This is a genomic window from Bartonella sp. MF74HXZ (assembly GCF_042194445.1).
GTDB lineage: Bacteria > Pseudomonadota > Alphaproteobacteria > Rhizobiales > Rhizobiaceae > Bartonella > Bartonella grahamii.
In genome coordinates this window covers 219,613-233,285 of record NZ_JBHIMW010000001.1, presented here as the reverse complement: position 1 = coordinate 233,285, position 13,673 = coordinate 219,613, and the positions used below count along the sequence as shown (strand labels likewise).

General features: G+C 35.1%; 9 protein-coding genes, 1 tRNA gene and 1 pseudogene. 5 read left to right on the top strand and 6 right to left on the bottom strand.

All coding sequences use genetic code 11. The features are described 5' to 3' along the window. Positions 1–475 precede the first annotated feature (475 nt). Positions 476–1,309 (bottom strand): peptidoglycan-binding domain-containing protein, encoded by an 834-nt coding sequence (locus tag ACFIJ8_RS00950; protein ID WP_375628325.1) that lies wholly within the window; start codon positions 1,307–1,309, stop codon positions 476–478. A gap of 1,134 nt (positions 1,310–2,443) precedes the next feature. Here ACFIJ8_RS00950 and ACFIJ8_RS00945 point away from each other — a divergent pair. Both ACFIJ8_RS00945 and ACFIJ8_RS00940 read left to right on the top strand, forming a co-directional pair. After that, positions 2,444–2,819: pseudogene (locus ACFIJ8_RS00945) on the top strand (DUF5330 domain-containing protein). A 108-nt stretch (positions 2,820–2,927) separates the two neighbouring features. Continuing rightward, the gene (locus tag ACFIJ8_RS00940; protein WP_012754847.1) at positions 2,928–3,338 is read left to right on the top strand and encodes a SufE family protein; all 411 of its coding nucleotides are present in this window, start codon (positions 2,928–2,930) and stop codon (positions 3,336–3,338) included. Positions 3,339–3,436: 98 nt separating this feature from the next. Here ACFIJ8_RS00940 and ACFIJ8_RS00935 read toward each other — a convergent pair whose 3' ends face one another. Further along, entirely contained in the window at positions 3,437–3,874 is a 438-nt protein-coding gene (locus tag ACFIJ8_RS00935; protein ID WP_012754848.1) for a MucR family transcriptional regulator, read from the bottom strand. Between the two features lie 863 nt (positions 3,875–4,737). Here ACFIJ8_RS00935 and ACFIJ8_RS00930 point away from each other — a divergent pair. Next, the gene (locus tag ACFIJ8_RS00930) at positions 4,738–6,831 is read left to right on the top strand and encodes a S9 family peptidase (RefSeq protein WP_375638671.1); all 2,094 of its coding nucleotides are present in this window, start codon (positions 4,738–4,740) and stop codon (positions 6,829–6,831) included. An 83-nt stretch (positions 6,832–6,914) separates the two neighbouring features. Here ACFIJ8_RS00930 and ACFIJ8_RS00925 read toward each other — a convergent pair whose 3' ends face one another. Further along, positions 6,915–7,517: a superoxide dismutase gene (locus ACFIJ8_RS00925; protein WP_375638669.1), complete on the bottom strand. Its 603-nt coding sequence runs from the start codon at positions 7,515–7,517 to the stop codon at positions 6,915–6,917. Positions 7,518–8,389: 872 nt separating this feature from the next. Between ACFIJ8_RS00925 and ACFIJ8_RS00920 the strand changes: the two genes are divergently transcribed. Next, positions 8,390–8,464, top strand: a tRNA-Gln gene (locus ACFIJ8_RS00920). Between the two features lie 231 nt (positions 8,465–8,695). Here ACFIJ8_RS00920 and ACFIJ8_RS00915 read toward each other — a convergent pair. From ACFIJ8_RS00915 to ACFIJ8_RS00905, 3 genes are read right to left on the bottom strand one after another with little or no spacing between them, the layout of a single operon-like run. Continuing rightward, complete coding sequence (locus ACFIJ8_RS00915) at positions 8,696–9,160, bottom strand: toxin-activating lysine-acyltransferase (protein ID WP_273788406.1); 465 nt, start codon at positions 9,158–9,160, stop codon at positions 8,696–8,698. Further along, positions 9,160–10,488, bottom strand: a complete 1,329-nt coding sequence (locus ACFIJ8_RS00910) for an HlyD family type I secretion periplasmic adaptor subunit (RefSeq protein ID WP_375628191.1) — start codon at positions 10,486–10,488, stop codon at positions 9,160–9,162. Before ACFIJ8_RS00910 ends, ACFIJ8_RS00915 begins: the two co-directional genes overlap by 1 nt. Continuing rightward, complete coding sequence (locus ACFIJ8_RS00905; protein ID WP_375628189.1) at positions 10,478–12,145, bottom strand: peptidase domain-containing ABC transporter; 1,668 nt, start codon at positions 12,143–12,145, stop codon at positions 10,478–10,480. The genes ACFIJ8_RS00910 and ACFIJ8_RS00905 overlap by 11 nt, the downstream gene beginning before the upstream one ends. 247 nt (positions 12,146–12,392) lie before the next feature. On the opposite strand from ACFIJ8_RS00905, the gene ACFIJ8_RS00900 reads away from it, so the two are divergent. After that, positions 12,393–13,202, top strand: coding sequence for a hypothetical protein (locus tag ACFIJ8_RS00900; protein ID WP_375628187.1), 810 nt, complete (start codon positions 12,393–12,395; stop codon positions 13,200–13,202). The last annotated feature ends 471 nt before the right edge of the window (positions 13,203–13,673 follow it).

The following is a 13,673-nucleotide window of genomic DNA, read 5'->3' as shown; positions in this document are numbered from 1 at the left end:
ACTTTCCAGCAATAGATTGGAGAGAAGTGCCGGTTTTTTATCAGACACTTTGCAAAACAACAAGCATAACACAACTAGCTTTACGTCTACTTATCCTTACAGGTGTTTGCACAAATTCTTTGCGTCATATTTATAAAGATCAAATTGACGATAAGATATGGACAATTCGTGGCTCGAGAATATGAAAGGTTTACATGATACTACAACAAAATTTCGTGTCCTTTTATCATCAGAAGTAATAAAAATGCCAAAACAAGCGCGTTTGTTATTTTGCAATATTTCTTTTTTTTGCAATTGGTTGTGGTTTTCTTACAGCAGATTGTATGGCGCAATATATAATGTGTAAGAAAACCATTCTGATTGATTGAATATAAGAGGGCTTGAGATGAAGGAATGTTTGGGGGGCATTAAACAAGCGAAAGATGAATTATCATTATAAATTAAGAGATTATTTTTATAGTATAGATGATTAGCCTCAATTTAATAAACCAATTTCGCGCATTTTCATTAAAATTGTGTGATTAATTTTACCTGTTACAGGAAGATCAAACATTTTTTGAAACTGTTTTAAGGCTTCTATTGTCTTTTGATCTTCTATTCCTGTGACAATAACCTCTTCATTCCCAAAAATATGTAAAGCTTTTTGCACTTGTATAATATCTTCGACAGAAGGCTCTGAAATAGCTTCTTTTAAGTGCGTCATATTTTTTGTATTTTTTGTTTCTATTTCGCTCTGCTTAATTAATATCGCAATTTCATCTGTTGCGGGATTAGATAGAGCATTCTTTTGCATTCTCTGAGCAGTTTGTTGTTTCCATAAAGTGATAGCTCGGCGTGTTTTAGGTCCTTCCAGTCCATCTAAAGGTCCATCATAAAGTCCTAATTTTGCTAGTTCTTTTTGCTTTTCCAGAATGCTTGCTGATTGAGGAGGTAAAGGTGAATTTGTATGGTGATGACTTGGAGAATGTAGAGAAGTTACACGAGAGAGTTCTTGTGATTTTGCTTCTTTTTCCAATAAAGTAGAGCTCTTCCCTATACTTTGAACGGAGGAAAATTTCATTTGAGTTAAAATATTTTGATGCGTTGTCATTTGCGAAAATAAAGCATTAAATGAAATAAATAAAAAACTAATGCTAAAAAGAAGAGATCCAACAAAAAATAAAGTATTTTTTCGTGTATAGAAATAAAGAGTTTTTGCTATCCAAAAAATAAAATGAAAAATTATAAGAAGAAGTGTTATAACAATACTACTATAGTATTTACGGTGTTTTACAGTTTTTTTTCGGGTTGTCTTTCGTTTTGTTGTCATCATTTTTATTTTCAGTTGCGTTTATGTTTCACAAAGAAACGAATGCAAATTAGTTCTTACTTTTCGCTAGAGAGAAATGCATTTACATTATTGTTTTTTCCTTTCAAACTCCTAGAATAAGCAGCTTCATTCTATCAATGTATAAGTTGATCAATCAACAAGAGCTCTTATCAATTTTTATTAATTTCAGATTTTACAAATCTTTCAATATGTATAAAGAGAACATCGAATGATTAACGTTCAAGAGCATTTTAGTGTTTGCAAACTGCATTATCACATATAATCATCTCAATAATAATATCACGTTATTCTTCATTTTTGGCGCAGATGTTTGCCTATCATTTAAAAACAAGTTAGAGACTATTTTTCTATAACGTTAAAAAGATAAGAGTCATTATATTCTTTACAATTTACATATATAGGGTTACTTTTCTGTAAACGGTTTGGTGAGAATACTGGTCTCTTAAGGTTATTATATTTTAGTGGAGCTACTTTTGTATCAATTAAATTGATGTTTACAATGTTATAGAAAAACTTGTCTTGAGATCTTGAGATGGAGTTATAAGAGATGAAGCTATTGTTTGATCTTTTGATCAACATATTGATCATGTTGGTGATGTTCTAGTAAAAATTTTATAGATAATATAAATATTTTATCACTACTAGAGTTAGAATAACAGAGTCTGACTCTTTTTAGCCTTTTCAACTAAGCTAAGATGATGAACTATTATTAAAAATAAGTATGTACACAATATGGAAAAGAAATTGGACTCTGTGTTTAATCCTTATCTCATTGCTACACTTTCTTGTGGAATAAAAGATTATAAATGTGGGGGGGACATTTCTTAACTCTTATGCACGATCATGGTTATATCTCTCACTTTTTATCATGGTATGTTCATTAATATGATCAGCCTGTAAGTGTATAATTGGGATGTTAAATTTTTACTGAATAGACAATGTATCCCATTTTATACAGCGGCATTGTGCCATATTTATAAAAAAGCCAATGATATAGATCCAATAAATGAATACTCAATTTTATAAAAAACAAATTTTATAAATTGTTTATAAAGAAACAGTGTATAAAATGCTTCTTTTATTGTATTTACCACTGCGGTACATTGATTGCCCATGATACGTTTTTTAATCAAATTATCATTTTTTTTATTTTTTATTTTTGTCATTATTTCATTTTTTGTAGCAAATCCAAGCAGTGACCATTCTTCTAGCCCCAAAAATAATGAGACAACAACGAGCGATGTGATTAGTGCATTTAAAGAAGCTTTAAATGACCTAGGAGCATTTTGTGACCGTAATATAGAAACCTGCAAAGTAGGAAAATCATTTTTAAGTTCACTTGGTGAACGCGCATATTACGGTGCAAGAGCTGCTTATGAATATTTAGGCAACATATTAGGGAACAACAATAATATCAGAGATTTCCCCTAATGTTTCTTGCAAAATCGCAATACAAGAGTTCTTACAAAGCCATACAATGTTATCTTGAAATAAGGATTTTTAACGTTCTTCGTGTTATTTATGTTAGGAAGAATAAATATTTATTTTTTATAAGTGTATTTAAGAATGATTATTCAAACGAAACAGGACTAAAATAATGGCGGAAACAATCGGTAATATCATAGAGAACTTTTCGCTTTTGGATAATTGGGAAGACCGTTATCGTTATGTCATTGAGCTTGGCCATGAATTGCCACCTTTTCCGGAAAGCGCTCGAAACGATGCTCACAAAGTTCCTGGTTGTGTTAGCCAAGTGTGGCTTTTATCTTCACGTAATAACTCAGAAGATCCAATATTGACGTTTCAAGGTGATTCCGATGCTCATATTGTGCGTGGACTCATTTACATACTTCTTGCTTTTTATTCAGGCAAAAAAGCTTCTGAAATTCGCAATTCCGATGCTCAAGAGCTCTTTGAAAAACTTGGTTTAAATGAAAATCTTACACCACAACGATCAAATGGTCTGAAATCAATGATTAAACGGATTCGTAACGAAAGCTATGTATAATCCCCTTGATAGAAATTGCTATACATACAAAAGCTTCACACAAAACATGTATACTGAAATCAAATTTATATACGAAACCATTTTTTCGCAAAATAAGATTATTTAGTTTTTTTCCGTTTACTTTTGCGTCCAAGACCCATTTCTTTGGCCAAAGCTGATCGTGTTTTTGCATAATTAGGCGCCACCATAGGATAAGAACTATCTAACTGCCATTTTTCACGATATTCCTCTGGCAACATTCCATAATGTGTCATGAGATGACGCTTCAGAGATTTAAATTTTTTCCCATCTTCAAGGCAAATGAGATAATCAGGAAATACTGAACGCTTTGGATTAACGGCAGGCCTTTGTTTTTCAACTTCGACTTCTGTTAACTCTAGATTCCCTGCTTTACGAAAAGCAGCATGGACATCAGCAATTAAACTTGGCACTTCAGTCGGTCGAATAGAATTATTACTCACGTAGGCAGCAACAATATCAGCAACCAATGTAATAACTAAATTGCTTTCAGTCTCTAAGACTGCACGATGTTCCATTCTTGTTTCCTTTAATTTAAAATTGAGTAATTCAAAATCGAGATATAGTGCATATACTCATAATATAAAGATCTCATGCACATGAGCTTCATATTGTACAAAAATCTTTTTTGTCAATTCAATTATTCTATAAAATTGCCAAAACACAAAAAAATCAAATAAATACCTCTTTTTTGTCATAATATAAAATAAGAAAAACGAAATTATTACATGCTAAAATATATTTTTATCCTATAACATATCATACATAACATACAATACATCACAAATATAAAAAAATATAGGATAAAATTTATTTATTTTTTTTGAGAACGTAAAAATAAAATTACTAATTATAAAAATATAATATATAAATTAGTATTTTTCATTTTGAATACTTATAATTTAGTAATTTTATTTTTACTAAATTTTAAATTTATTTTTATTATTTATATTTATTAAATTTAATAATAAAGAACATACTATATTATAAATAAGACACGACAGCGTTACTTATAATATAAAACTATTCATTAAAACGACATAGAATATTTTTATGTTTTATACATTAATAAAAATACTTTAAATATAGTTATTACTTTCTATAAAATTATAAGATTATACTGTTTCAAAAAAAATCAATTCTTTTTCTCATAGTTTAATTGTCTTACCAATCACTTTCATTATAAAAGTGGTATTATATCCCTAGAAAACAATAGCTGTGATATGTAATGGACAGAAAGGTATTAGTTTTAAAAATTATCATGGCGCTATTTTTACAAGTGAATAGAACTTATAGATTTTTACACTTGCATCAATAATTATGATTCTAACATATAAACGAATAAACGAAGCTGTTAACATATTTTAATATAGGATTGTGTATGACCCGCACTTTTGCAATTCCTCCCAAAGCATTTAGAATCACTCATAAGGAAATATATCATGGTATTTTTCGTGATGATCCCTATCATTGGCTACGTGCGTCTAACTGGCAAGATGTTTTTAAAAATCCTAACTGTCTTGATCCAAATATTCGACATTATCTTGAAAAAGAAAATGCTTATCAATCAGCTCAAATGGCTGATACAAAACCATTACGAGATTTGCTTTTTACCGAAATGAAAAACAGGATCCAAGAGAATGATAGTTCTGTTCCTATAAAACATGGTCCTTTTGCTTACGGATTCTCTTATGTTACCGGAGGTCAACAACCGCATTATTTTCGGACACCAAGGAATGGCGGAGAAAAAAACGTTTACCTTAACGGTGATGTCTTGGCAGAAGGCAAAGAATATTTCAAATTTGGTTCAGTTCAAGAATCTCCTGACCATACACATGTGGTATGGACCTATGATGACAAAGGATCAGAATTCTATACAGCTAAAATTCGTAATTTTGAGACATTGTCTGACTGTATGGATACAATTACTGATACATCTGGTCAAATTGTATGGGATGCTAGATCTGAAGGTTTTTTCTATACTAAAATGGATAAAAATCACCGACCTTCAGAGCTCTATTATCACCGATTAAACACTGATCAATCACAAGATAAGCTTATTTTTCGCGAAGACAATCCAGGTTTTTTCTTAGATGTAAGCGGCTCTAAGCTTAATGATATTATTTATATTAATATTCATGATCATGAAACATCAGAGATCTGGTTGATTCCTGCTGAGGCGCCTTTTACTATTCCCCAATGTGTACGGAAACGACAAAAAGGTATTGAATATTCACTTACAGAAGGTGGTGATGTCTTTTATATTCTGACCAATCTAGATAATGCAAAAGATTTCAAAATTATGGTAGCGCCATATACATCTCCACAATCAGAAAATTGGTCTGAGTTTGTCCCACATCAGCTTGGGTGCCTAATATTATCCCATGATGCTTATCAAGATTTTCTTGTCTGGATCGAACGTTTTGAGGGGCTTCCACGTATAAAAGTAATGGAACGTACCACTAAAAAAGTTAATTCCATTGCTTTTACTGAAGAGGCTTATTCTTTAGGTCTACAAGGGGTTGCAGAATATAACAGTCCAACTATTCGTTTTTCCTATTCATCTATGACAACACCTGATCAAGTGTTTGATTATGAGATGAAAAGTCGTAAACGAATGCTTTTAAAAACGCAAATAATTCCCTCTGGGCATAATAAAGATGCATATGTAACACGACGTATTACAGCAATAGCAGACGATGGTGAGAAGATTCCTATTTCACTTTTTTATCACAAAAACACTCCTCTTGATGGTGGTGCGCCTTGTCTTCTTTACGGTTATGGTGCTTATGGGATCTCTATTCCTGCCAGTTTCAATAGTAATGTACTTTCTCTAGTAAACAGGGGTTTTATTTACGCGATTGCTCATATTCGCGGAGGAAAAGAAAAGGGAGTAGAATGGTATGAGAAAGGAAAACATCTCTTTAAGCACAATACATTTACAGATTTTATTGCTTGTGGACGTTACCTTGTAAACAATAAATTCACTTCTCACGACCGGCTTATTGCTTATGGTGGTTCAGCAGGGGGGATGTTGATGGGAGCCATTGCCAATATAGCTCCACAGGATTTTGCTGGAATCGTAGCGAATGTGCCTTTTGTTGATGTCTTAGCGACAATGTTAGATGCTTCATTGCCACTCACACCTCCAGAATGGGCCGAATGGGGGAATCCTCTTGAATCAGAAGAAGATTATAAGCTTATTGCTTCCTATTCACCCTACGATAATGTCAAAGCTCAAAACTATCCCCCTATACTTGTGATGGCAGGATTAACAGATCCTCGTGTAACTTACTGGGAGCCTGCAAAATGGGTGGCAAAATTACGAGACTTAAAAACAGACGATAATGCAATTTTATTACGTATTAATATGGATTCGGGGCACGCTGGTGCAGCTGGACGTTTTTCAAAGCTAGAAGAAGTTGCCTATATCTATGCATATATTCTCAAGATAGCAGGAAAAGGCTGTTGCTAATCCATAATATCTTTGTTTGAAAGTCCCCGATAATTTATTGGATTATAGGGGCTTTCATACACTAAAAAAATTATCTAGATAGCTTAAAATTCACATTCTTCATAGAGTTTCAAAACATAGTCCCAATTAATTAAATGGTCTACAAAGGATTCGAGGTACTTCGGTCGAGCATTGCGATAATCAATGTAATAGGAATGTTCCCACACATCGACACCCAAAATAGGTCGAGCATTGTGAATTAAGGGATTTTCGCCATTAGGCGTTTTCATAATTTCAAGCTTGCCATCTTTAACAGCAACCCATGCCCATCCAGAACCAAATTGGGCACTAGCAGCAGCAATAAAATCAGCGCGGAATTTGTCGTAACCACCTAGATCAGCGTCAATAGCTTTTGCTAACTTTTCAGGAAGTTTTTGACCACCACCATCTTTTTTCATCCAAAGCCAAAAGTGGTTATGATTGTAATACTGTGCTGCATTATTAAACAAACCAATATTTTTTCCAAAACTTTTTTTAACAATATCTTCAAGGTTTTCATTTTCTAAGCCTAACTCCTTCACAAAATTATTGGTGTTATTAAGATAAGCGAGGTGATGCTTATCATGATGATATTCAAGCGTTTCGCGTGACATATAAGGTGAAAGGGCATCGTAATCATAAGGCAACGGGGGCAATTCAAAAGCCATTTAAAAATCTCCTCGATTCTAATTGTTAAGCTTATTTCATAAGTCTAATTTGCCATTTACAGAGTTTAAAAGCAAATGTTGAATACCTATTTGTATGAAATTAATTTTAATGTCTCTCTTTTTATAAAAGGAGCTTTTAGGAAATGTATGCCAATCAATCAAAAAAGGCATTAGTCTATATAAAGATTGTTTCTGAAGATTTTTTACATCTATGAACCGATAAAAATATCATTATCTTTTGAATAAAAAGTAAATAGAAATAGCTATTATCCCTTGTTCTTATATCTTTATTTTTTCAAATGCCAGATAAAATATTTTTAATTTTTGCAAGACTCTTCTAACCTATTAGGTGTGTCATAGTGTTTGCAATAGAATATTTAAGTGTTATTTTTAGGAGATATTTTTCAATGTGCTTGATTTCATTTTATGGCGCTACTCATGAATAATATAATGTAAAAACCAGTGGACATTATCATCTTTACGCTTAATGAAAGAGCACAGCAACTATCACACACTTTACCAGTTTCCAATATGGTGACAGCTTTTATCTTAATGAAGCAAGATGAGATTGGAATATATCAAGAAAAGTAAATCATATGCTAATTTATTGATACATGAGTAAACTACAAGATTTTCATTTTCTGTTCCTAAAAAATCAATACAAAGAGCAAAATAATTGGTGGATAAATGTTTTCTATTTGTGTTAAGAGCACAACTGTATATCAGTTTCTGCTACGAATTTGTATCGATGCAATACCATACAAGACTCAGGCACTTTATGATAAAAAAGTAAGGTCTTTGATTTTCAGATATTGCGTCCAATCACAGGAATCGCTATAAGGTGCAAGAGTCGCCTATAAAGCGTGTTTTTTTGGGGTATAGCCAAGCGGTAAGGCACCGGTTTTTGGTACCGGCATTCCCTGGTTCGAATCCAGGTACCCCAGCCAACTCTAGTGAAATTAATCAAAGTTTAGCTTGAGAGTGGATTAAATCTCTTAAGCATTTGTTGCTATTCATAGCAAGTCTGGTAAGCTGAAAAATACCCATTTGTAGCGGGGAAGCTCTAAATATGGTAAGGCTTTCTTTTACTATAGCTATCGCTCAGAGAACTCTTTTAAAAGATTCTTCTTTATAAGAGGGGAGGGGTAAATGATTTATGCGCACTTGCTTTAGAAAAACTATTTGGCTGGATTTTTTGCTCTGTAGCAACACCAGCGCGCAATTTTTCGTATTCCACCATCTTCATTACGTCGAACAGCGTAGCAATAATGCTGATCAGGAAATATATTTCGTTGCATATCGCGTACAATATGAGCAGTATGGCCATAAGGTGCTACACAATCAATAAACCATACGTATTTTCCATTCTGCCAATTAGCATCGGGTAAAAATTCTCCCTTTTCAAGCATAGATTGATGATTTTCTTCATCTAAAAAAGCCCAAGTGATAAAAGCGCAAAATTCTCCACGTTCATTTTTATAGAGCTTGTATTGCCCAGTCTGTAAGGCGGGTCCTATGTTGCGTTCGATATCCCAGATTCGCCAGCGGCGGTATAAGGGAGATGTAAGCATTAAAACAACCATAGCTCCTAACGCTGTAAGAGGATCTATGAGTGATGGTGATGGATTTTCATTTACAGACATTATCTTTCCTTTAGAGATTGTTCTAAAACTTTGGTAATAGGTTCAAAGAAATAAGAAATGAGACGTCGTTTTGAGGTAATGACATCAGTTGTCACAGTCATGCCAGGGATAAATTTAAGTTGTTTGTTATTCAAAGTGATATGATCTTGGTCAATTTTGATTAAAACAGCGTAGACACCATTATTAATTTCTTTATCATAGCGCGCTGTAGCGCCTACATTAACGACTGTACCGTGGATAACACCGAAACGTTCAGGCGGAAAGGCAGAAAACTTGATGTAAGCACGTTGTCCCTTTTCTAAAAAACCAATATCTCGATTATCAAAAAACGCTTCGACAATGAGTCCGCCTGCACCAGGTACAATGCGCATGAGCGTTTTTCCAGCTTCTACAAAGCCGCCCAAAGTATGGATACTTAAATCATCGATACGCCCATCAACAGGTGCATAAAGTGATAAGTGATCAAGACGGTATTGAGTGCTATCAAGCTTTGCTTTTAATCCTTGAAGATTCAGTTCTGTTTCACGCGAAAGTTGGCGATAGCGGGCGATTTCATCGGAAATGAGACTTTTCCGTTGTTGGCGAAGGGTATTGATTTCGGCGGCATTTTCTTCCAAACGTCTTTGATTGGTTAAAATTTCATGCTCGACATTTTTAAAGTCATGTAAACGCTCTAAATAAACGGCTTGGCTAATGACTTTTGTTTCCATCAGGCTTTTTGCAGCTTTTAATTTTCCTTGGCTTAATTGACGATCATCTTCCAACCTATCTAATTGCGCATGTTGTGTTGCACCGCTGCGCTCGACGCGGTCCGCTTGTGCTTTTAGCGCTCTTAATTTATCTTGGAGAGATTGAAGGGCAGCGCTAATGAGTTTTTCCCCTTCTATTCTTGCAGTCGTGTTGCCAGAAGGAGGAGCTGGCAGATAGGCAAGCCCTTTGGTCACAAAATCTTTATCCAAAGGATCACTTTCGTGCAAAGCTGTTAAAATAGCTGTTGCGATTTGTGCTTGAAGGGTTTGTTGCGCGATATCTGCTTGAACACGTGCGCACTCATTGAGGGCTTCACGGGGATCTAATTGAATAAGGAGATCGCCTTGATGAACAAATTGCCCTTCTTTTACAAGGATTTTCTCAATGCGTCCTGTATTTTGCGCTTGGACCAGCTGAACGTAAGCGGTGGGAATAACACTTCCTTGTCCCCGTGCAACAATCTCTGTTTTTGCGATAAAGCTGCCGATCACAATAAAGAGAAATAAAGCAATTAAAACAGCAACAACCATATGAAGCGTTGGTGACAAAGGGCGCAAATAGGGAGCTTTATCTGCCATTTTTTGCCTCCAAATCAGTAAAGTTTAAGACGTTTGCATGCTGAGGAAAGAGGTCACTTTTGTGGGTAATAACAAGAACAATACGATCTTGTGAAAGTTTATATAAATGCTCAACAATTTGTGCACTGACAGTGTCATCCAATGCGGAAGTAGGTTCATCTAAAATAAGCAGGCTTGGGTTTATCAGAAAGAAACAAGCCAAAGCCAAGCGTTGGCGCTGACCACCCGATAAAAAACCACCTTGCTCTCCTACTTGGGTATTAAGTCCTAGAGGCAACTGAGCAATCAAATCATGGCAAGCACTAACATATAGTGCAGCATCGATTTCATCTTTAGTGGCATCTGGTTTGGCAAGAAGCATATTCTCAAGAATGGTTCCGGAAAAAAGGCAAGGATTTTGAGGAAAATACGCGATTGTTTCACGCACGCTACGGACATCAAAATTCTGTAAAGGTTGGGCGTTAATCAATATCTTCCCGCTTGTTGGGGGGTAGAGTCCACAAAGAAGCTTCGCCAAGGTTGTTTTTCCGCACCCTGAAGGACCAAGTAACATAATCGGTTGCCCAGGTTGTAAACAGACATCAAGATGATTGATAATGGACTTATCTCCATAAGAAAAACAGAGATCGTTGGCTTCAAGATGAGGAGGAGCGCTAAGTTGAAGAGGCGGCTTTTCTTCTTCCCATTCTGGAGGGGAGTTAAGAATATCGCCCAAACGAAGACGAGAGATTTTCAAATGCTGCCATTCTTCCCATAGGGATGCAAGGCTTAAGATAGGACCAGAAACATTTCCAGCGAGGAGATGAAAGGCAATAAGTTGCCCTAGTGTAATCTGGTTTTGAAGAACTGCCTGAGCACCAAAAAAGATAATAAAAATAGTGAAAAGATCACCAAAAATATGGCTCGTGGCTCCATTGAGAAGATGTAATTTACTGGTTGTAAGGCTTTGATCTAAACTACGGGCTAAAGTTTCTTGCATGCGTATTGTATGAGCAGCTTCTTTTACGTGTGCTTTTATGGCTTCAAGATTGGTAAAACTTTCAATAAGGCGCGATTTATGGACAGCTTGCAGAGTAAAAGCACGGCGTAATTGGCGGCGCAAGAAGGGACCGACCAACGCTAAAGAACCCATTTGTAAAGGTAAAATGATAAGGACAATGAAGGTAAGTTTCGGACTAATGGAAAAGAGTGCAGCAATATAAATAATGGCAAACAGAACATTCAGTACGGTTGTGGCGATGGTTCCTGTTAAAAAACCGCGAATTGTATCAACTTCCCCAATACGTGAAAACAATTCTCCTACTTGCCAACGGCGTAAAGTGGGCAAGGAGAGACTTAAAAGATGGGTGTAAATGCGCCGTCCAAATTCTAGCGTAAGCCGATTGGCTAAATAAGCTCCTAAGTAGCCTGAAAGAGTGCTAAGAGCAGTGCTAAACAGCATGATAGCAACCATCAAGACAACGATAGCATAGAGACTTTCAATACGCTGAAAAGGGAGAATACGGTCAATAATCGATTGAAAAATAAAAGGATTTACCAAGCCCAGCAAACGCAAAACAACAGCAACGCAACTGAGTTCGATGACATAATAAATATATTTCTTTGTTGTTCTTGTAAACCAAGAGAATGATACTGGTTTTTCTTGTGAATGACTCATTTGAATTTATGATTTTGTTTAAGAGAAAGAGCGATGGATGTCGCATATTTAAACAGTATTGTAAATAGTATTATATTTATACAAAATATACACTTTGTATAAATATAATATAAACATAATGTATTTATTATTTGTAAAGTATTTTTACAAATTATGTTTGACTTATTATAAAATGAACAGTAAAGAATTGCCCACCGCATCATTATGATACAGTTATTTTTAATAATTTAAAGAAAGGAGGATTTAAATGGGTAGTTCAAGCTCATCAAATGATTCAAGTAGTAACTCACATCCAAAAAGTTGGCTTTTTCCAGAAGATGATTATAGTACAGACGCTTATGCCCAAGCAGCAGGTACAGGTGGCACTGTAGGAGCAATATTAGGAGGTGGTGCTGGTGCAGCTGGAGGTTCTATTGCTGGACCAGGAGGTGCAGGTGCTGGCTTACTCGGTGGAGCAGTAAGCGGCGGAATAGGAGGAGCTGGTGATTCAAGTAGTAACTCACATCCAAAAAGTTGGCTTTTTCCAGAAGAAGATGATTGTAGCCCAGGAGCCCATTCCCAAGCAGCAGGTGCAGGCGGCATCATAGGAGAAGTAATAGGAGGTATTGCTGGTGCAGTTGGAGGTCTTTTTTCTGGACCGAAAGGTGTCGGTTCTGGCTTTGTCAATGGAGCAATAGGAGGTGGACTAGCAGGAGCTGGTGACGCTGTGGTAGATAAATACAATGCATGCTATACGGCACCAAGTTGTGAAGTAAGCGATTATACTGAAGCAGCTGCTATACACGGAGGCATAGGACTAGCATCTGGTGCATTATTTGGTCCGGAAGGAGCAGCAATAGGCGGATTAGAAGGAGCTGCTGACGGTTTTATAGATAAGTACAATGAATGCCATCCGAATCCAAGTTGTGAAGTAAGCGATTATGTCGAATCAGCAGCCATAAAGGGAGGCGTAGGAGCATTAATTGGTTTATTAGGTGGTCCGGAAACAGCAGTAGCAGGCGGAGTAATGGGAGCTATTAGCGGTTTTAAAGATAAGTACAATCAATGTCATCCGTAAAGTGGAGGGACACTGTTTCTAATTTATTTAGAAAATAGCTAGTAAGATATTTCTGAGATCAGTGATATTGTAAACATACTTTAAAGCTATGGCTAAACTGATTTCAGGGATATTTTTGTGTGTGATAATAGATATTTTATTTTGGATTTTTTTGTTATGAATACTTTTACTCGCTCCTTAGTAACAGCAATTGGATTTGGATTTTGCATGTTTTTTTACAATAGATTTAAAGGTGAGAACTGGAGTATAAAAAGGACAATATTATCAACAATTATGTTTTTTATATTATATTATGCTGGAAATTTATTAGTTAAATATATGGGAATTTTATAAAAAATTATTTATATATAAAATTATACTTATTTGAGTTAAGTTTATTATTTGAATTATACTTTATTGCTCTCTCTATTAAATCATTCATAAAGTAGATGAAATTTCAGTCTGGATTTTTTGTTATGCATACTTTTACTA